The 21263-nt window shown below is 45.7% G+C and carries 14 protein-coding genes, 2 other RNA genes and 2 pseudogenes; 14 read left to right on the top strand and 4 right to left on the bottom strand.

The genetic code is table 11. The features are described from left to right. Positions 1 to 6 precede the first annotated feature (6 nt). From tpiA to ACAN55_RS04285, 12 genes and pseudogenes are all read left to right on the top strand, one after another. Entirely contained in the window at positions 7 to 759 is a 753-nt protein-coding gene (gene tpiA / locus ACAN55_RS04340; RefSeq protein ID WP_379128557.1) for a triose-phosphate isomerase, read from the top strand. Positions 760 to 761: 2 nt separating this feature from the next. Beyond that, entirely contained in the window at positions 762 to 2306 is a 1545-nt protein-coding gene (gene gpmI, locus ACAN55_RS04335) for a 2,3-bisphosphoglycerate-independent phosphoglycerate mutase (protein WP_379128554.1), read from the top strand. 62 nt (positions 2307 to 2368) lie between these two features. After that, positions 2369 to 3655 (top strand): phosphopyruvate hydratase, encoded by a 1287-nt coding sequence (gene eno, locus ACAN55_RS04330; protein ID WP_379128551.1) that lies wholly within the window; start codon positions 2369 to 2371, stop codon positions 3653 to 3655. Positions 3656 to 3875: 220 nt separating this feature from the next. Beyond that, positions 3876 to 4109, top strand: a complete 234-nt coding sequence (gene secG, locus ACAN55_RS04325; protein WP_379128548.1) for a preprotein translocase subunit SecG — start codon at positions 3876 to 3878, stop codon at positions 4107 to 4109. Positions 4110 to 4331: 222 nt separating this feature from the next. Further along, complete coding sequence (gene rnr / locus ACAN55_RS04320) at positions 4332 to 7163, top strand: ribonuclease R (RefSeq protein WP_379128727.1); 2832 nt, start codon at positions 4332 to 4334, stop codon at positions 7161 to 7163. A 344-nt stretch (positions 7164 to 7507) separates the two neighbouring features. Then, positions 7508 to 7987 (top strand): SsrA-binding protein SmpB, encoded by a 480-nt coding sequence (gene smpB, locus ACAN55_RS04315; protein WP_379128545.1) that lies wholly within the window; start codon positions 7508 to 7510, stop codon positions 7985 to 7987. A 190-nt stretch (positions 7988 to 8177) separates the two neighbouring features. Next, positions 8178 to 8669: a transfer-messenger RNA gene (ssrA, locus tag ACAN55_RS04310) on the top strand. A 989-nt stretch (positions 8670 to 9658) separates the two neighbouring features. Then, positions 9659 to 11668, top strand: a pseudogene (locus ACAN55_RS04305) (type I restriction-modification system subunit M); the annotation flags it as partial. A 765-nt stretch (positions 11669 to 12433) separates the two neighbouring features. Beyond that, positions 12434 to 12803, top strand: a transfer-messenger RNA (tmRNA) gene (gene ssrA, locus ACAN55_RS04300). A gap of 52 nt (positions 12804 to 12855) precedes the next feature. After that, positions 12856 to 12963 (top strand): annotated as a pseudogene (locus ACAN55_RS04295) (Rpn family recombination-promoting nuclease/putative transposase); the annotation flags it as partial. Between the two features lie 133 nt (positions 12964 to 13096). Further along, positions 13097 to 13534 (top strand): VOC family protein, encoded by a 438-nt coding sequence (locus tag ACAN55_RS04290; protein WP_379128541.1) that lies wholly within the window; start codon positions 13097 to 13099, stop codon positions 13532 to 13534. 78 nt (positions 13535 to 13612) lie between these two features. Next, positions 13613 to 14530: a VOC family protein gene (locus tag ACAN55_RS04285; protein WP_379128538.1), complete on the top strand. Its 918-nt coding sequence runs from the start codon at positions 13613 to 13615 to the stop codon at positions 14528 to 14530. A 146-nt stretch (positions 14531 to 14676) separates the two neighbouring features. Here ACAN55_RS04285 and ACAN55_RS04280 read toward each other — a convergent pair whose 3' ends face one another. Beyond that, positions 14677 to 15225 (bottom strand): TetR/AcrR family transcriptional regulator, encoded by a 549-nt coding sequence (locus ACAN55_RS04280; protein WP_379128535.1) that lies wholly within the window; start codon positions 15223 to 15225, stop codon positions 14677 to 14679. Positions 15226 to 15371: 146 nt separating this feature from the next. On the opposite strand from ACAN55_RS04280, the gene ACAN55_RS04275 reads away from it, so the two are divergent. Beyond that, positions 15372 to 16286, top strand: coding sequence for a ketopantoate reductase family protein (locus ACAN55_RS04275; protein ID WP_379128725.1), 915 nt, complete (start codon positions 15372 to 15374; stop codon positions 16284 to 16286). A gap of 196 nt (positions 16287 to 16482) precedes the next feature. Here the strand turns inward: ACAN55_RS04275 and ACAN55_RS04270 are convergent, their stop codons facing one another. Next, positions 16483 to 16878 (bottom strand): VOC family protein, encoded by a 396-nt coding sequence (locus ACAN55_RS04270; protein WP_379128532.1) that lies wholly within the window; start codon positions 16876 to 16878, stop codon positions 16483 to 16485. A 70-nt stretch (positions 16879 to 16948) separates the two neighbouring features. Next, positions 16949 to 17404 (bottom strand): MerR family transcriptional regulator, encoded by a 456-nt coding sequence (locus ACAN55_RS04265; protein WP_379128529.1) that lies wholly within the window; start codon positions 17402 to 17404, stop codon positions 16949 to 16951. A gap of 130 nt (positions 17405 to 17534) precedes the next feature. On the opposite strand from ACAN55_RS04265, the gene ACAN55_RS04260 reads away from it, so the two are divergent. Next, positions 17535 to 18566: an SDR family oxidoreductase gene (locus ACAN55_RS04260; protein WP_379128527.1), complete on the top strand. Its 1032-nt coding sequence runs from the start codon at positions 17535 to 17537 to the stop codon at positions 18564 to 18566. A 92-nt stretch (positions 18567 to 18658) separates the two neighbouring features. Here the strand turns inward: ACAN55_RS04260 and ACAN55_RS04255 are convergent, their stop codons facing one another. Beyond that, complete coding sequence (locus tag ACAN55_RS04255; RefSeq protein WP_379128525.1) at positions 18659 to 21040, bottom strand: glycoside hydrolase family 94 protein; 2382 nt, start codon at positions 21038 to 21040, stop codon at positions 18659 to 18661. Between the last annotated feature and the right edge of the window lie 223 nt (positions 21041 to 21263).

Raw genomic sequence — 21263 nt, 5'->3', positions numbered from 1 at the left:
CAAGATATGAGAACACCTATTATCGCAGGCAACTGGAAAATGTTCAAAACCGTTCCGGAAGCCGAAAGCTTTGTTGCTGAAATCAAAGGCAAAGCAGAAGTAGATGGCGTAGAAACAGTAATCTGCGCACCATTCACCAACCTGCCAGCTTTGGTAGCAGCAGTTAAAGGCACCAGCATTAAAGTTGGTGCACAAAACCTGCACTTCGAAGATAACGGCGCCTACACTGGCGAGATCAGCGGTGTAATGCTGAAAGATCTCGGCGTAGATTATGTTATCATCGGCCACTCCGAGCGCCGTGCCTATTTCGGTGAAACGGACGAAATCGTTAACAAAAAGATGCATGCGGCATTCCGCCACGGCATCACTCCAATTGTCTGCGTAGGCGAGAAGCTTGAAGAGCGTGAAGCTGACCAGACTAAAGACGTATGCAAAGTTCAAACTGAAGCGGCATTTGCCGGCCTTAGTGCAGAACAAGCAGCACAAGTGGTTATCGCTTATGAGCCTATCTGGGCCATCGGCACAGGCAAATCTTCCACTTCCGAAGATGCCAACGAAGTTATTGCTTACATCCGTACCCTTGTAAAAGGTCTGTACGATGAAGCAACTGCTGAAGTGGTACGTATTCAATACGGCGGCAGCGTGAAGCCTGAGAACGTAACTGAGTATATGGGACAAAGCGACATCGACGGCGCTCTTGTCGGCGGTGCCAGCTTGCAGCCTGCTTCCTTCGTTTCACTAGTTGAGGGGGCGAAGTAAGGATGTCAGCACCAAGACCCGTTGCTTTGATCATTATGGATGGGTTCGGTTTGCGCAATACGGCTGAAGGCAACGCGGTTGCTCAAGCCAATAAACCGAACTACGACCGTTACCTGAAAGAATATCCGAACACCACGCTTACCGCTTGCGGTGAAGCTGTGGGACTGCCGGAAGGACAAATGGGGAACTCCGAAGTCGGACACCTTAACATCGGCGCAGGCCGGATCGTATACCAGGATCTGACCCGTATCGACAAGTCCATCCGCGACGGAGAATTCTTCGAGAACGAAACATTGGTTGCGGCGGTAAGAAGCGCTAAAACCACTGGCAAGAAACTTCACTTGTACGCGCTTGTATCTGATGGTGGCGTACATAGCCACATTCAGCACTTGTTCGCAATGCTGGATCTTGCTAAAAAAGAAGACATGCATGAAGTTTATGTTCATGCTTTCATGGATGGACGCGACGTAGCTCCTGACAGTGGACAGAAGTTCATTCAGGATCTGCAAGCGAAGATCGAGGAAGTTGGCGTAGGCGCCATTGCTACTGTCTCCGGACGTTATTATGCAATGGACCGCGACAAACGCTGGGAACGTGTAGAGAAAGCTTACCGCGCAATGGTATATGGCGAAGGCCCTAAATATACAAATGCACTGGAAGCAATCACTGCATCCTACCAGAATTCCGTATATGACGAATTCGTTGAACCAAGCGTTATTGTAGACAGCGAAGGCAAACCGTTGGCAGCAGTAGAAAGCGGCGATTCCGTCGTATTCCTCAACTTCCGCCCGGACCGCGCCATTCAGCTGTCACAAGTATTTACGAACCAAGATTTCCGCGGCTTCGACCGTGGTGCTTTGTTCCCGCAGAACCTGCACTTCGTATGCCTGACCACATTCAGCGAAACGGTACAAGGCTTCGTAGCCTACTCGCCGAAGAACCTGGATAATACCTTGGGTGAAGTGCTTGTACAGAATAACAAGAAGCAGCTGCGTATCGCGGAGACTGAAAAGTATCCTCACGTTACCTTCTTCTTCAGCGGTGGACGCGATGAGGAGCTTCCGGGTGAAACCCGTATCCTGATCAACTCTCCGAAAGTGGCAACCTATGATCTGCAACCTGAGATGAGCGCTTACGAAGTGGCAGCGGCCTGCGTAGCGGAGATCGAAGCAGACAGACAAGATGCCATTATCCTTAACTTTGCGAACCCTGATATGGTTGGACACTCCGGTATGCTGGAGCCAACAATCAAGGCTGTAGAAGTTACGGATGAATGTGTTGGCAAGGTAGTGGATGCCGTTGTTGCTAAAGGCGGCGTAGCGATCATTATCGCCGACCACGGTAATGCGGACATGGTATTTGACGAAGAAGGCCGTCCGTTTACGGCTCACACGACAAATCCGGTTCCTTTCATCTTGACATCCAACGATGTAGTATTGCGCGAATCCGGTATTCTTGCTGATGTAGCGCCAACCATTCTGGATCTGATGGGACTTCCGCAACCAGCGGAAATGACCGGACAATCCATGATTGCCAGCCGTAAATAAGCTGAATTCCGTTTTGCTAATTGTTTTACCAAAAAACCAATGTTAAAAGGAGATTAACTTACATGACTATTATTTCTGATGTGTATGCACGCGAAGTCCTTGACTCCCGCGGTAACCCTACGGTAGAGGTTGACGTTTATCTGGAATCCGGCGCTAAAGGCCGCGCTATCGTTCCTTCCGGCGCTTCCACTGGCGCTCATGAAGCTGTTGAGCTTCGTGATGGCGACAAATCCCGTTACATGGGTAAAGGCGTTCTGAAAGCTGTTGAGAACGTAAATGAAGTTATCGCTCCAGAAGTAATCGGTATGGACGCTCTTGACCAAGTGGGCATCGACAAACTGATGATCGCTTTGGACGGAACTCATAACAAAGGCAAACTGGGCGCTAATGCAATCCTGGCTGTATCCATGGCCGTAGCTCGTGCAGCTGCAGCAGCTCTGGATATTCCTTTGTACGTATACCTGGGCGGATTCAACGCTAAAGCTCTTCCAGTACCAATGATGAACATCATCAACGGTGGCGAGCATGCTGACAACAACATCGACGTTCAAGAATTCATGGTTCTGCCTGTAGGCGCTCCAAGCTTCAAAGAAGCTCTTCGCATCGGCGCAGAAATCTTCCACAACTTGAAATCCGTTCTTAGCTCCAAAGGCTTGAACACAGCTGTAGGTGACGAAGGTGGTTTCGCACCGAACCTTGGTTCGAATGAAGAAGCTATCACTACAATCATCGAAGCTATCGAAAAAGCAGGTTACAAACCAGGTGTTGACGTATTCCTGGGTATGGACGTTGCTTCTACTGAGTTCTACAAAGACGGTAAATACACACTTGCTGGCGAAGGTAAATCTTACACTTCCGCTGAGTATGTTGACCTTCTTGCTTCTTGGGTTGAGAAATACCCAATCATCACAATCGAAGACGGTATGTCCGAAGACGACTGGGATGGCTGGAAATTGCTTACTGAAAAATTGGGCGACAAAGTCCAATTGGTTGGTGACGACTTGTTCGTTACAAACACTGAGCGTCTTGCAACAGGTATCGAAAAAGGTATCGGTAACTCCATCTTGGTTAAAGTTAACCAAATTGGTACATTGACTGAAACTTTCGACGCTATCGAAATGGCTAAACGCGCTGGTTACACAGCTGTTATCTCCCACCGTTCCGGTGAATCCGAAGACAGCACAATCGCTGACATCGCTGTTGCGACTAATGCTGGTCAAATCAAAACAGGTGCTCCTTCCCGTACAGACCGTGTTGCTAAATACAACCAATTGCTTCGCATCGAAGACGAACTGGGTGAATTGGCTCAATACAACGGCCTGAAATCCTTCTACAACCTGAAAAGATAATAGCTCTTCTTAACCGGAGATGCTTCAGGTTACAATGTCCCGCAAGCCTTTCGAGGCTGCGGGGCATTTTTTTTTGAAATACAAGAAGTCAAACCCAGGAATTAGTGGTTAAATGGTTGTATTAGCTAACGTGCTATGATAAAATAAAAATGCTGTTTATGAAACGTGAATGTCTTAATTACCATAGATAGTGATGCTTAGGCGTAGGAGGTGGAAGTTAATGGATATCTTTTTGAAAGTAGTGCTCCTTATTTTCTCCGTAGGTTTGATCGCGGTGGTTCTTCTGCAAAAGGGAAAAAGCGCAGGTCTCTCCGGTGCCATCTCAGGCGGCGCTGAGCATCTCTTCGGTAAATCAAAGGCACGCGGAATGGAGCTTGTTCTTCAACGTGTTACAGTTGGACTGGCAGCCGGATTCTTTATCATGTCTATCCTAGTGGCTGTTTTTGTTGACTAGTGAACTATTTTTGCGCATATGATGAAATCAACCTTCGCTCTATTCGGAATGAACCGGGCGGAGGTTTTTTGTTGTCTTTTTTAAGGATCTTCTGTGCGGGTGGACAAGAATAGGGATGATCAAGATTGATTTCGTGTATACTAGGGTATGAAGTTATTATAGGAAGAAACATACATATAATGCCGGCGGCAAAAGGCTGCCATGGAAGGCAAGGTGACGATAATGATATCACAAGAGACATTGCTGGATTTTATGCGGGAGACCGCTTATAAGCCGTTGACGTATGACGAGCTGGTGGGCCATTTCGGGCTGGAGACCAGTCAGGAGTTCAAGGAGTTTGAAGAGCTGCTGGCTGACTTGGAGCAGGATGGAAGAATTATTTTAACCCGGGGTGCTGCTTATGGTGTACCGGAAAGAATGGATCTAATTCGCGGACGATTGCAGGCTCATGCCAAAGGGTTCGCTTTTCTCATTCCGGATGACCGGGATCATCCTGATGTGTACATTCATGCGAATGATTTAAAGGGAACGATGAACGGGGACATCGTGCTGGTGCGTGTAACCTCGAGAAGCCAGTCCGGCGGTCGGATGGAAGGTCAGGTTGTACGGATTGTGAAGAGAGGCGTGCTGCAGACGGTAGGGGTATTCCAGAACTTGGAGACCTATGGCTTTGTGCTGCCGGATGATAAACGGATCAACCGTGATATTTTTATTCCGCGTGAATCGTTTAAGGGTGCAGTTGGTGGCGAGAAGGTTGTTGTCCGTATTGTGAATTATCCGGAGGGCCGTGCGGCGGCGGAAGGCGAGATTATTGAGATTCTGGGGCATAAGGATGACCCGGGTGTTGATATTCTGTCGATCATCCGCAAGCATCAGCTGCCGGAAGGATTCCCGGATGAGGTCATGGCTGAAGCGGGTAGTGCTCCCGATTCCATTACAGAAGAAGAGATTATCCAGCAGGGCCGCCGCGACCTTCGCGGACTTAATATTGTGACTATTGACGGTGAAGATGCCAAGGACTTGGATGATGCCGTTAATGTCGAGCGTCTGGAGAACGGTCATTACAAGCTGGGTGTGCATATTGCTGATGTTGGCTATTACGTGCCTGAAAGCTCGGCGCTCGATAAAGAAGCTTATGACCGCGGCTGCAGCGTCTATCTGGTGGACCGCGTAATTCCGATGCTGCCGCACCGTCTGTCGAACGGTATCTGCAGTCTTAATCCGCAGGTGGACAGGCTGACGATGTCCTGTGAGATGGAATTTGATGAGCATATGAAGGTCGTGAAGCATGATGTCTTCACAAGTGTGATTCGTACTAAAGAAAGAATGACCTATACGAACGTCCGTAAGATTGTGGAAGACGAGGATCCTGAGCTCTTGGAGCGATACAGCCCGCTGATTGAGGATTTCCGGCTTATGAAAGAGCTGGCGATGAAGCTGCGCGATGCGCGGATGCGCCGAGGCGCGGTTGATTTTGATTTCGAAGAAAGCAAAATTATCGTCGATGAGAACGGCAAGGCGATTGATATCGTTAAACGCGAGCGTTCCGTTGCCGAGCAGATTATCGAGGAATTCATGCTGGCGGCCAACGAGACGGTGGCGGAGCACTTCCACTGGCTGAAGGTGCCGTTCCTGTACCGGATTCATGAAGATCCGGATCCGGAGAAGTTGCAGAACTTTATGGCTTTTGCCGCGAACTTCGGGTACCACGTGAAGGGCCGGGGCAATTCGGTTCATCCGCGAGCGCTGCAGAACCTGCTGGAGGAAATCAAGGACACCAAGGAGCAGACGGTGATCAGCACCATGATGCTGCGTTCCATGAAACAGGCGAAATACGACGCCGAGAGCACAGGCCACTTTGGACTGGCTGCAGAATTCTATTCTCACTTCACTTCGCCGATCCGGCGTTACCCGGATTTGGTGATCCACCGCGTGATGCGGGAGGTACTGGAGAGTGGAGGTACCTTAAGCCAGAAACGTCACGACTATCTGGCCAGCCGTATGCCGGACATTGCCCAGCAGTCTTCCGAGCGTGAACGCGTGGCGGTTGAAGCAGAGCGTGATACCGAGCAGCTGAAGAAATGCGAGTACATGCTCGATAAGGTGGGCGAGGAATTCGAAGCCATGATCAGCAGTGTGACCAGTTTCGGGATGTTCATCGAGCTGGATAACACCGTAGAAGGGCTCATTCGTCTCAGCGGGCTGACGGACGATTATTACCACTTCGACGAAGCTCATATGGCGCTCATCGGCGAGCGTACCTCCAAGGTGTTCCGTATCGGCGACGAGGTGAAGATCCGAGTCGCCAAGGTGAACATGGACGAGCACAATATCGACTTTGAGCTCGTCGATATGAAGCCGCGCATGCCGGGCGAGCGGCGCAGCGGCGGACCTGGAAGCCGTGGAGGCAAAGGCGGCTTCGGTAATGGCGGCGGCAACGGCAAGGCCGCCGGCGGTGGCAGACCCGGTGGCGGCGGTAAAGGCCGCGGCGGGAAAGGCAAGCCCGGATCCGCAGGTCCGGGCAGAGGTGACAGCGGGCCGCGCGGAGCGGCCGCTGGTGGTGCTGCGCCGGGCGGACGCGGCAAGCGGAAGCGCGGGCCGGCTTCCGGCGAGGATGCGAGCCGGAGCTTTGCGCCAGCGCCGGGCGGCGGCGCTGGCGGTGGGGAACGCGGGGGCGCAGCCCGCGGAACCGGGCCTGCCGCAGCGCGTGAGCGCGCGCTGGGCAAGGGCGGTGGCAAGAGCGCTTCGGGAGGCGGCTCAGGAGGCGGAGGCATTAACTTCGGCTTTGGCTCCGGTAAAGGCGGCTACACCGGTCCTGGCGGGGGAGAATCCCTCGGCTTCGACCGCAACACGAAGTTCCGCAGCCGGGAAGACCGCGGTCCAAATCCGGATCGCCCTGGCGGTGAAGGCAAACCGCGTCATAAGAAGAAGTCCAAGGGCGGCGTCTTCATTGGCCAGTCCGTAACTCCGGGCAGCGGAGAGGGATCGGTTCAGGCTTCCGGCAAAGGCGGCGGCACCGGTGAAGGCCGGACCCGCAAGAAGAAGAAAAAATAACCTTCCGGGGCGGGTAATTCGAAAGAATGCATAAGAGCGCTGATTCTCTGAACGGGAATCAGCGCTCTTTTTAAATGAAATGTAGTTGTGTTAAGGCGCGGGCGAATTTCAATGTAAGGCGAAGAATGGACGCACGGTGCGTAAACTGTCCAAACAATCCAAACAATCCAAACAACCCAAACAACCCAAACTACCCAAACTACCCAAACTACCCAAACTACCCAAACTACCTATTAACGGGGGCTGCGTATGCTCCTTGCGTACCTTTCCATGCTTTTGATACAATATAGATCTGACGTTCTGATCATCAGAGCATAAGAAATACGATTCAGGGAGTGATCCTCATGGGCAAAAAAGCGGACGGTAAAGTGCTTGCACAGAACAAGAAAGCTTCCCATGACTATTTTATCGAGGATACCTATGAGGCAGGCATGGTTCTGACCGGTACGGAGATCAAGTCGCTGCGCAACGGGCGTGCTAACATTGGGGATTCTTTTGCTACGATCCGCAACGGTGAGATCCATATTCACAATATGCACATCAGTCCATTCGAGCAGGGGAACCGGGCAAATCCGGATGATCCGACGCGCACGCGCAAGCTGCTGATGCATAAGGAGCAGATACATAAGCTGCTGGGCTTGTCTAAACGGGATGGTTTCACCATTGTGCCGCTGAAGATCTATGTGCGTAATGGCTATGCCAAGCTGCTAATTGGCCTCGGTAAAGGGAAGAAAGAATACGATAAACGCGATAGCGCCGCGAAACGGGATGCTCAGCGTGATATCCAGCGCGTACTGCGCGAGAAACAAAAGATTGCCAGATAACAGGATTACCGGGGCATGGGATGTGTTCCAGATTCAACCTTCAATTCCTTTAACCCACGTGTTAAAGTGTTGATAAATGTGATATACTGAGGTAGTAAATTGCTTCTATGCAGTTTCTTCAGTTAGAAGAGCTGTGGATGGATCTCTCTTGCTTGAAGATCCGCTTGATCCGAAGCGCCCTTTTTAATGAGGGGCCGTTCTTGGATTCGACGGGGGTAGTTCGAGCATGGGTAGCGAGTAGTGGGGACGCGTCCGCTTCATCAACGCTAAAGCCTATTAAACGGCAAACAACAAACAAACTACGCTTTCGCAGCCTAAGAAACTGTGTGCGTGCTTCTACCCTGCATCGCCCATGTGACAGGGATAGGGGCTAACTAGTAGTGGGATACGCCGCTTGGTCTCCGCCTGGGGTCAACGGAAGAAGATAATCAGGCTGNCAGCCTAAGAAACTGTGTGCGTGCTTCTACCCTGCATCGCCCATGTGACAGGGATAGGGGCTAACTAGTAGTGGGATACGCCGCTTGGTCTCCGCCTGGGGTCAACGGAAGAAGATAATCAGGCTGACCCAACGTATAGCCGGTTACGGGGCGATACTCGGGTGACATCAAAACTGTGACTACACTCGTAGAAGCTTATGTGGCGTTGCCTTCGGACAGGGGTTCGACTCCCCTCGGCTCCATATGGAGTATCAGAAAAGAGACCCTTAGGGGTCTTTTTTTTACGTTATCGTATACGTTGCGGTTGGTAAAACCACGTAGTACCGGGCTTTTTAATATGTTTGAGATCGAATACGAGGAAATCCTGATGATGTAGGGTGTGGAGGGGCAAAGAATAAGTGAAGTTGTTGAGATTGTCGGACGAGCTTCATATCTATATCTGTATTCATTGTAATATCCTCCATCTTAGGCGATAGGCGAACAGATCGGTACATTTTCCGTCCATGTGATTTACATCCCAAAGCCGCTTTCGCGAATTTTCTTTACTTATAGCCTAATGAGCATTAATGATATCCTGTAGTATTCCAGTTATTATCCCAGAAACAATGGCGATTATTAAATTCTGAAATATAAGATTTTTCTTACATATGGTGGAAAGCAATACCTGGCAGAAAAGCGAAGAGAGCATGCCGATCACCAATCAGCCAATCAACCGTTTAATGTATCACAAGAAAGCTTTAAGACGATGATAGCCCTGTTGGATGAGGAAATGCCGAGTCTGCAGTTGATGAATGAGTGAGTGAAGATGTTTTTATCGTATGTGATGGTGGATAGAAAGTAAAGTTATTCGGATCATGTTAGAATTGAGCTTGTGAAAATAGATACAATAGAAATTTAACGTTGAATTATCACAGCATATGTTCTCTCATACCTATCAACTTGTCGTTAAGAAAAAAATGGAGTTTTTTTGGCGAAATGTTTCATTTTAAAATTGTTGGGAAATTTAATAACTTTGTCTAGATCAAGTAAACAGCAGGAAGGGATTAAGTAGCCAACACTAACGATAGTCTTGGTAGCTTCCATAAAAATATTAAAGGTATCGTTGACTGTAGAATTCAGTATAAAATATAGTCAATAGTGCTTCTTAATTCAAATAAATACAGTTACGTGAATAATCAGTATATTTATTTGGTATACTAACTAGTGCCATGAATTTTAGGAGGAAAAGCATACAATGAACTTAGACTTTAGAAAACACATTATAGATTATATTTTACATCATGAAAAATACAAAGATGTTATTGAAAATATAGTTTATAATTCCGATGGGACAGGAAAGATAACTTACAATACACTGAATATATTTGTGGATCCTAGTGCAATGAATTTTAATGGGGCTACTACAAATATCGGTGATGAAGAACTCGTGCGAGCATACTTAATACTAAACCTTGTCTCAAAGTATAAGTATCCTTTAGGAGCAACAGTTATAGAAATTGAAAGAACTTACAAATCAGTAGGGAGGCCAGGAAAGGGCGGAAGAATTGATATAATTGTAAGGACCCAAGATGTGAACAAACAGGGAGATGCATTTTTATTTATCGAATGTAAAGCTCCAGAGAAGTTTGATGAAGATTTTAAATTAATAGATGGTCAGCTTTTTAGACTAAGTAAACAAGAAAAAGTTCGTCCTAGAAACCTCGTTTATTTTACTGTGGAAAAAAAGTTAGATATTCTTAGAGAACGAATCATTTTAGTTGATACTACTACTTTTTCGGAATATGAAGATTGGGATGATGCAGGGCAACCCATTGTCGATTCCATCCCGTTGAACTATGGGATTGCTAAAAAGAAAAAATATGCAAAAGTGCAAATAGAATCTGCAAATGCTAAGCCCTTAGATAAGGCTACTACCCCGCAAACCTTTAATCGGATTCGTAATGAAATAAACCAAGTTATTTGGGGTGGCGGCGGTACAAACAATAACGAGGTATTTGTTTATATTACGAAGTTAATACTTTGTAAAATATTTGACGAACAAGAAACCATACCTGAAAAAGAGTATGGATTTCAAAGATTGGGTGATGCATTAACTCCTGAGTCATCAGAAAGTCTCGTGAAGAGAATGAATGCATTATATAAATCAGCCGAAGAGTCGTATTTAGCTTTACCTAAAGCAAGTGCGGGACCTGCTTTTGATACAGCCAGAATTGCTCCTGAAAAAATTGCATATGTAGTTGGTCGCTTAGAAGGAATATCAATTACACAGAATATTCATGAAGGAGACCTACTGGGAGAATTTTTCGAAAAAATTGTAGCTCAAGATTTTACCCAATCCAAGGGACAATTCTTTACCCCACCTAAAATCGTTCGTTTTATGTTGTCTTTAATGGGCGTCGTGGATAAAGCAAGAAACATCATGCTTACTCAAAAAGATCACCTTGGGAGATATAGATTGCCATATGTGATTGATCCTTCTTGTGGGTCCGGCACTATACTAATCGAATATATGAAGCTTATAAGAGATTCTTTAGCTCCAATTGAAATAAAAAAGAATTTACCAGATAGATTAGTTGCTATGCACGATGCTTGGTTTAGCGGTCCTTCTCAAAATAACTGGGCTAGAGATTATTTATTCGGGATTGAGAATAATTATGATTTAGGGCTTGGGGCAAAAGTAAATATGGTGTTACACGGAGACGGAAGTATGAATACTTGGATTAGAAGTGGATTGTTGCCGTTTAATAAATATTGGATTGATGGTAGACATAACTTTTTAGGTACAAGTAAGAATATTGATGCAGATCATGTTTATAAAAATGCTATAAATGAGCAATTTGATTTTGTTATTAGTAACCCGCCTTTTTCTATCACTATGTCTCCTGATGAAAAAAAGGAAGTTCAAGATGCTTTTTCTGGTTATTTAAGTTTAAGTGAATCTCTTTTCATTGAAAGATGGTATCAATTACTAAGAGAAGATGGTCATTTTTGTTGTGTGTTACCAGAAGCTATTTTAGATACAAGCACTAACAAATCCGCTAGAATGTTTATTCTTAAACACTTTGAGTTACTTGCTGTGGTTTCTCTGCCATATGATACCTTTAAGCCGTTTACTAGTACAAAAACATGTATTGTCTACGCTAGGAAGCGAAAAAAAGAAGAGATAAAAGAGTTTGAAAAAAAATATAATGATTTGAAGACATCTAAGAGAAGTTTTACAGAGGAAGAATTACTAAGACAAATAGTAGAAGAGTTGAGATGGGACGAAAAAAAAATATTTTTTGCTGAGCCTCAAAAAGTGGGATATAAAAGGAGGAAAAATCTTCCTGATATTCTTGACAGAAATGATCTGTATGAAGAGGATATGAATTCTAATCAAATATTTATGGATGGAGAAAGTGTTTTAAGTAGCTTTCTGAGAAAAGATTATGAAAAGTGTTCTCTGACCTTCGGTTTTTACTCTAACTTAAGCAATGTGTTCAGCAGAAAGAATTTTAGGCTTGATCCAAAATATAGATGGTTATGGGATTATGAAAAAGGTAAAGTACTAGGAGAGTCGGAGGATCTAAAGCCACTTGGAGAATATCTGTCAATTGTGAAGTTGGAAAAGAAGGTAAAAGGAGAACTGGAGGCGGATTTTCCGCTTATTGACTTGGAGTATGTAGAAACAAGGCAAGCAATTGTTTCAGAATTTGTCCCTGTTGTTGATCAAATAGGTTCTGATAAAGTAATTTTTGAAAAAATTGATTTAGCTTTTTCTAAGTTGGAACCCTATTTGGGAAAAGTGATAATTAATCCACCTTCAGGTAGTCTGGGTTCTAGTGAATGGGTTGGATTTAAGATTGAGAAGAATGTTCCTACTGAAATTATGGCATACTTGTTAATGCATCCTAAAATGTGTGAAGCATACCGAAAACTTCAATCTGGGAAAAGGCATGCTAGACTAGATCCCAGCGAAATGTTGGAATTAAAGATCTCTTTATCAGATAATCTTATTGAACTGAATAAAGATGTAATTACTAAAAGAAGTCAGATTTTCGAATTGAGAAAAGAAGAGAAGCTGTTACGAGATCAAATTGATAAATTCTTATCAAAAGAAATTGACTGAAACGGTTTAGTAATGATTTAGTACGATCAGCCTAAGAGACTGTATGCGTGCTTCTACCCTGCATCGCCCATGTGACAGGGATAGGGGCTAACTAGTAGTGGGATACGCCGCTTGGTCTCCGGTTGGGTCAACGGAAGAAGACAATCAGGCTGACCCAACGTATAGCCGGTTACGGGGCGATACTCGGGTGACATCAAAACTGTGACTACACTCGTAGAAGCTTATGTGGCGTTGCCTTCGGACAGGGGTTCGACTCCCCTCGGCTCCATATGGAGTATCAGTGTAGACACCTTTAGGGGTGTCTTTTTTCATTTCTGAAGTTATTGACCCAAATCATATTGACGAACCCAGATACGGATAAAGACAATCCACTCGACAAACAATCCATCTTTGATGTTTATGCCAAGACCTCCGAAGGTAAAATGGTTAGTGGTGCTGAAGATGAACCATCCGGATTGAAATAGGGGCTCATACGTTCGTAAAAAACCGTTTATTTCCTTCAATTTTTGTGTATAATAAAGCTGAAGCTGACTGACCAACTTGTTCCAAAGGGGATGAAGAATGATGTCAATCCGTTTGAACCCGTATTTAGTCTTTAACGGAAACACGAGAGAAGCTGTGGAATTTTATGAAAAAGCGCTGCGCGGGAGCGTGGTCGGGATCATGACGTTTGGGGATTTGCCGGAAGATCCGAATCATCCGCTGACCGAGGAGATGAAGTCTCTTGTGATGCATGCGCATTTGAAGGTTGGTGATGCAGATCTCATGTTCTCCGATACTTTTCCGGGTACGTCGCATCAGGCGGACGGGGATACGGTTCAGATTGCTATTCATCCTACAGAAGAGGCGATGGCACGGGAGATTTTCGCCGCACTGGAAGACGGGGGTCAAGTGGTCATGCCTTTGCAGAAGACGGATTGGAGCCCTTTGTATGGAATTGTTAAGGACAAGTTCAGCGTTACTTTTCAAGTGAATGTTCCAGGGGAGCAGCCGCAGGGATAACAGTTACGCAGTTTTCACTCTACCCACAATACAGCTTACTGTTTCCAGATGGACAGGAAAGCTGAGGAGGAATGACTTGTGATAAATGCGAATCAGACCATCGTGCCTCATCTATGGTATGACAAAGAAGCGGTGGAAGCCGCGAATTTTTACGCTTCTGTATTCCCCGAATCTAAGGTTACGAGTGTTACGACCATTCATGACACACCGTCAGGTGACTGTGATCAAGTATCATTTGAAATATGGGGACAGAAGTTTATGGCCATCAGTGCAGGGCCGTATTTTAAGTTAAATCCGTCCGTGTCTTTCTTCGTTAATTTTGATCCGTCACGCGATAAAGACGCAGCACAGAAAATAGATGAGGTCTGGAACAAATTATCAGAAGGTGGTCAAGCTTTAATGCCGCTGGATAAGTATCCATTCAGTGAGCGGTACGGCTGGATTCAGGATAAATATGGCGTGTCCTGGCAGCTGATGCTTACAAATCCGGAAGGTGAGGAGCGTCCGGCTATCATACCATCGTTACTGTTTGTCGGTGATAAGTGTGGTAAGGCGGAAGAGGCCATGTCTCTCTATTTATCTGTATTTGGCAACTCGCGGCAGGGAACGATTGCGCGCTATCCCAAAGGTATGGAGCCTGACCAGGAAGGAACCATTATGTTCTCTGACTTTATGCTGGAAAAGCAGTGGTTCGTCGCAATGGATAGTGCGCATGATCATAAATTCAGTTTCAATGAGGCAATCTCCTTTATGGTGAAATGCGATTCGCAAGAGCAGATTGATCATTACTGGGAGAAGCTTTCTGCAGTTCCCGAGGCTGAACAATGCGGCTGGCTGACCGATAAGTTTGGTGTGTCGTGGCAGATTGTTCCGGCCGAGATGGACGAGATGTTGGAGAAGGGAACACCGGAGCAAATTGCGCGTGTGACGAAGGCTTTTCTGCAGATGAAGAAATTCGACCTTGCAGCATTGCAAAAGGCTTATAAGGGCGAGTGAGTGTAGAAACTCTACCCTCTGCCAGAGAAAGTATGGTTACCAGAGAAAGCGTGATTATAGTAATGAAAAAGAAGCGATGAGAGAAAGCCCTCACCGCTTTTTTGTTGTCCATATGGATATTACATCTTAATTGGCAATGAAGCTAATCAAAGCTCAAAGCGGTCTAGAAGTTGCCAGAATTCCTCTACCATATCCTTCGAGGGATAAGGCATAGAGTTCGTAATCCACCATTCTATTAGACCGACTCCGGCTGATGCTAAAAATTGTACAAGTACGTCCTTATGAATGTTTTGCTCGGTGCCGCTCCTATTAACTTGTGCATTCAGGCTATTCCTAGCCATATCTAGCAGCCGCTTTCTAAATGCAGGAATGCCTTTATGGGTTAGTATGGTGGAATAGAAAAAAGCATGCTGCTCTAAATACTGAAACATACGGAGCATAGCATCTTTTGAAGAAAAGTTATCGGTGTCTCCACCGGGAGGACACTGATTCTGAAATAATTGATTTAAATGCATTTCAATACATTGTTCTAGAAGATCATGCTTGTCCACATAATGCAAATAAACCGTACCACGGTGTACATCAGCTCTGTCTGCAATTTCATTTATCGTGATTTGTTCAAAATTCTTTTCTGCCATAAGTCCTATAAAAGCTTCGTTAATCGCGTTTCTTGTTTTTTGTATTCGTCTATCCATGGTTTGCTCCTTTAAAAGACACATCGAATGATTATGTTAATTAATCAACAAATCCAAACCTTTTACACATTGAGCGAAATTAAAAGTTCTGATAATAATTATACAAGACGTTAGTTGATAAATCGACATATGTCAAAAAAGGAGCGATTTATATACCAGTAAAACAATATAGAGTTTTATTTTTTGGTGCAGGTGTTATAGGGAGCGCATACGCAATCAAATTCATTGAAGCAGGGATTGACGTTACAATGTTTGCGCGTTCCAATAGATTTAAGACATTGAAAGAAAATGGTCTGCAGTATAACGATAAAGGTGCGGTTAAATCTATACAGGTAAATGTCATTGATAAGCTTGAAAATGATGATGTATATGATTATATTTTCGTTACAGTCCGTTACGATCAATCGGAACAGGCGTTGTTAGCTCTGAAAGACAATCAAAGCCGAAATATTGTTACTATGACTAATACTTCAGCTGGATTTTCTTCTTGGCTGGAGATAGTTGGAGACAGGCTGTTACCGGCTTTTCCGGGTGCAGGCGGGCAGATTAAAGAGGGTATTTTATATGCGCGGTTCCCGCCAAAGATTCTGATAGGTGCTATGTTTGGAGAAATAAGCGGTATAGTGACAGAACGTGTAGAAAACCTCGCGCAATTATTTATAACTGCAAAGCTTCCCTACTCGATTAAAAAGGATATGAAATCATATCTAATCACACATTCAGTTTCGGACATTGCATTGGTTGGCGCTTTACATTTTGAAGATAAGATTATTGAGGAAAAAACAGCCAGAACCAGACAAACGGCACACCGAATAACCCTCACTTTAAAGACGTATTTAAGGGCAATACAAAAAGCTGGCGTTACTATTAATCCATCTGTATTTAAAATGGTGCTTAGATGTCCAGATTTGATCTTGGATTTGTTCTTTATGATGTGGCTGCGGACTAAAATGGTGAAGGATATGCTGTTGCCGGAGTATGCGATTAATGCAAACAACGAAGTGGTGCAGCTGAATAATGATTTATTGAAGTTTTTAAGTCAAAAGGATATCACACTATAAGAATCGAAAACAGCTAAATTAAATCAAAATCAGAGTACTTAAACAGGAAAACCCGCTATCTAAGCGGGTTTTTTGCTTCCATGGGCGCGCTTGTGGACGGATAGTAGCCATTGCTGGCCCTGGTCTGCCATTTCCGCAAGTCGTAAGAATATGCATGTTCCCGGAGTCGGCCTCCCATGCCATTAATAAATTAACTCTATTTCGCATCCTTATCCGGCTGGTGAATCCCAAAGAGATTGCCTTCGGTATCCGTGTAATACCCTTGCCACGCCATTCCGGGTAGTGCATGTTTAGGCAATGCAAGCTTGCCTCCAAGATTTAGAATTTTGGCTTCCGTAGCATCGTAGTCACCGATTCCCATCGTACACGCAAACCCGTTCATGGCCTGACCGGGCTCCGGGGAAGGGCCTTGACGCTGCATCAAAGCTCCGTTGATTCCGAGTTCATCGGCATCGCCTGTCACTGCTCCCCAATAAGGCATTCCGGCATAGTCGCTCCAATCCTCAAAGGTCCACCCAAATACCTCGCCATAAAAGTTCTTAGCACGTTCCATGTCATCGACATGAATTTCGAAATGAAGTAGTCTGCCCATATGTTCCTCCTATAGTATGACTTCCAATTCTCTTCTATTATACTTTCCTTTTTTATGAAAAATATAAAGTTTAATTAGGAATCTTGTCTTTGCTATATGGATTGGGCAAGGAATTCTTACGTTTTTCATCTCCAACATGCTGTATTTGACCATTAATAATTTCGACGGCATGAGGAGAATCGTAGATTTCAAGTTTTGATTCAACAAGGTTCAGATTTTCTCGGAGTGCTTCGATATCGGCGAGGATCTTTTGCCGGTGTTCCGCCATTAAATTTTTCCGCAGATCGATAGAACTGGTACCCTCCATACAGTAATCAATATATTTTTTGATTTCTTTGATCTGCATTCCGGTGTTCTTAAGGCAACAAATCGTCCGAATCATATATAGATCAGACTCTGTGAATACTCTCCTTCCGGATGCGTCTTTTGAGACAAATGGCAACAGTCCCTCTTTATCATAAAAACGGATGGTGAAAATGGAGAGTCCTGTTGTTTCTGCTACATCTTTTATAGTGAAGGTAGTCAATTTAACATCTCCTTTAAAAAGGTATGGGCAAAAGCTTGACCTCGATATAACTCTAGGTATTACCGTAACTATAAAGCATAAGCGGCTCATTGTTCAAATGATCCTTAACTATTTAGAGGAGGTTTAAAATATGTTAGAAACGGTTTTAGTAACAGGAGGTACAGGTTTTGTTGGGACACAGATCATCTTTCAATTGTTGCAAAAAGGGTATCACGTAAAGACCACGCTGCGCTCGCTAAGCATGACAAGCAAGGTCATTGATCCACTACAAGCTAACGGGGTCACTTCGTTAGACCATCTTACCTTTGTGGAAGCTGATTTATCCAAAGATAATGGCTGGGACGAGGCTATGAGAGGTTGTGATTACGTATTAAGCGTGGCATCACCCGTTTTTTTGACAAAGCCCAAAAATGAGGATGAAATGATACGCCCTGCGGTGGATGGCATCGTTCGTGTGTTGAGAGCGGCTCGAAATGCAGAAGTTAAACGTGTGGTAATGACTTCGAACTTCGGTGCAGTTGGATTCAGCAATAAGAACACGAATTCAGTTACGACGGAGGCCAATTGGACAGATCTGAATGAAAAAGGGTTATCGGCTTATGAGAAGTCAAAGCTGCTCGCAGAACGTGCTGCTTGGGATTTCATTAAGAATGAAGGAGGTAATCTGGAGTTTGCTACTATCAATCCGGTTGCTATTCTGGGGCCTTCTTTAAGTGCTCACGTCTCAGGCAGCTTCGGTCTTCTTAAACATTTATTAGACGGATCGATGAAAGTGGTTCCCCCTATTCCTTTAAATATTGTAGATGTCCGTGATGTGGCTGATCTACATATTCGTGCCATGACACATCCTAAGGCCAACGGACAACGTTTTATCGCATCAGCAGACGGTCAAATATCGATGCCTGAAATTGCAGCAGTATTGAAAAATAAAAAAGCCAGCGTCGCGCAAAAAGTTTCTTCACGATCATTACCGAACTGGGTTATTTATGCAGCAGCCTTATTCAATGAGCAGGCCAAAGAGGCAGCGCTGCTGTTAAGGATGAACCGCAATGTGAGTAATAACAAGGCTAAGAAAATGTTGGGGTGGGCACCGATTGCAACGAATGAAGAAACGATTCTTGCTTCGATCAATAGCATGATTGAATATGGAATTCTAAAATGAGAGCTGGGACAAGACATTCTCGTCGCAAAAGAAAGAGGACGAACCAGCAAGGTTCGTCCATCTGTCTTTCTATCACAGCATAAACTGTTTCCTTACCCCATAATGACCTGCACGCTGTTTTCAGCAATCATTTCGGCTACCGGGATTAGATCGCCTTGAATTTCTTTGCCGTTGATGATGATATGGGTAACTCCTTTTTGTACGCCGTTCTTGTTGTCCACCTGAATGTTTAGCTTCTTGCCGCGGAATTCCCGCACCATAGTGAATTTTTTCCACCCGGAGGGGATACACGGGTTGATGCGAAGGCCATCAAACTGTGGTTGAACGCCCATAATGCCCTCTGCCAGGGAGACCATTACAGTCGAGGCGGTGCCGGTGAGCCAGTGGACATGCGCCCGTCCTTGGTACGGACTGTCTTTGGACTCGACGAACTGCCCGTGTACATAGGGCTCAAGTTTGCGGATTTCGGCTTTATCGTTCATGCTGGCCGGACTGCAATTCAGGAAATATTCGAACGCACGGTCTCCGTTGCCGATCATGGTTTCTGCTAAAATGAGCCATCCCTGCGGCTGGCTGAAGATACCGGCGTTCTCTTTGGTTGAGGCGTTGAAGAGGGCCATCCGCGCCACGGGCAAACCGTATTTCCGGAATGGCGGGTAGAAGAGCATGGTGCCGTAATCGGTCCGCAGATTCTCGTATACTTTGTCCATAGCGAGCTTCGCCTGATCCGGGCGGGCGGCGCCGCTTAATACCGCCCAGCTTTGCGGATTCAGCCAGACTTTTGCCTCCTCGTTCTCCCAGGAGCCAATCGTGTAGTTGTCTTCGGTAAAACCGCGGATGAACTGATCGTTTTCCCAGGCATGCTTTTGAATGTTTCTATCTAGATCGTCGAGCAGGCCTTGCACCCATTGAACGTCTTCGGGCTTGTTCTTGATGTGCGCGATTTCCATGAATGTTTTGAAGGCCATGTACAGCTGGAATGCGACGAATATCGACTCGCCTTTGGCTCCTAGACGCAGGCAATCGTTCCAGTCCGCGTGAAGTCCTACGGGCATGCCGTGGGCACCCATGCGTTCCAGGCTAAAATGAAGTGCTCGGCGCAGATGCTCGTACACCGTGGCCTCTCCATGATCCGAATAAGGAATGACTTCATCTGTAAAAGCCCAGTTGCCACTTTCATTTAAGTATTTGATGACGGTTGGGAACAGCCACAAAGCATCGTCGGCGCGATAATGGGGATGTCCGGTTTCCCGCACATAATCCGGGTCATCGGGCGTACCCTCATGTCCCGGATTATGGTCGAATTTAACGAGCGGAAGACCGCCGCCGTTGGAGACCTGGGCGGAGATCATCAGTCTCAGACGTTCGAGAGCCATCTCATGATCCAGATGAATGATTCCTTGAATATCCTGCACAGTATCCCGATACCCGAGTCCGTTGCGCAGGCCGGAGTATTGGAAGGAGGCGGCACGTGACCAGATGAAAGTAATGAAGCATTGGTACGCATTCCAAGTGTTAATCATACTGTTCAGGTTCTCACTTGGGGTCTGGACCTGGAAGCGGTTAAGCTTACTGTGCCAGAATTCTTTCAGCTCTTCGAGCTCTTTACTCACGACGGACAAATCTTTATAGTGGCTGAGAATTTCCGATGCGCCTTTCTCGTCGTACTGGCCCAGAAGAAATACGAGTTCTTTTTCCTCTCCCGGCTGCAAGTCAACATTGATCTGCAAGGCACCGCAGGAGTTGGTGTTGTAATTCAATGAATTGGAGCACTGTCCATTTGCAACGGAGGCCGGATTCCCGTAACTGCGGTAATCGCCGAGGAACGTATCCCGGTCGCCGTCGTATGCGGTAACTTCCGCGCCTGCAGCGCCGAAGAATCTCCAGGTCTGGTCTTCAGGGATGTTTTCGTTGATGGCTTGAAGGATCATATTATTCTTGTAGTAGGTCCGTGAGATAAACAGTGTGTACTGAAGGTTGACGGTATCCTGCTCGTAGTTGTTATCATTGGTGAATTCGACAAATCCGAAGAGAGCCAGCTTCCGCGCTTTGGAGCTATTATTACGGACCTTCAGGCGCCACACTTCATAAGTTTTATTCAGCGGCACATAATATAACGTTTCCGTCTGGATGCTGTCGTAATCCGAGGTGATATTCGTGTAACCGGTTCCATGATGGCATACGGATTTGTACTGCTCCAGATCCTTGCCCACCGGCTGCCAGGAGCCGGACCAATAATCCCCGTTCTCCAAATCTCTCACGTAAATGTAGCGTCCCGGCTCGTCCTTGGAGTTGAAGTGGTATCTGATATGACGTCCGTTTGCTCCAGATTTTACAAAGCTATAGCCTCCTGCGTTGCCTGAGATGATGGCGCCGTACTCCGGCGAACCGAGGTAGTTCGCCCAAGGGGCAGGCGTATTCGGCTTCGTAATGAGATACTCCTTGTTCTTTTCGTCGAAATAACCGTATTGCATAACCATTCCTCCTACTAAAATGGATAATGGGCAGGTCAATAAACGCGCGTTCACAAAAAGATGAAGTATCCACGCCCAATTTCATTATAAAGTAGTTCCCAGTAACCTATAACCCCCATAATTGAGAAAAAATGAACAATAGGTTGGTGTTTTTAAATAGGTGTAGTTACACGGTAGGTGACGGGCAATCAGTGCAACATTTTAGTTGACTTAAACCACGGTT

Origin of the sequence: Paenibacillus oryziterrae, assembly GCF_042610485.1 — a bacterium.
Classification (GTDB): domain Bacteria; phylum Bacillota; class Bacilli; order Paenibacillales; family Paenibacillaceae; genus Paenibacillus_AQ.
This window is presented reverse-complemented; position numbering and strand designations above follow the sequence as displayed.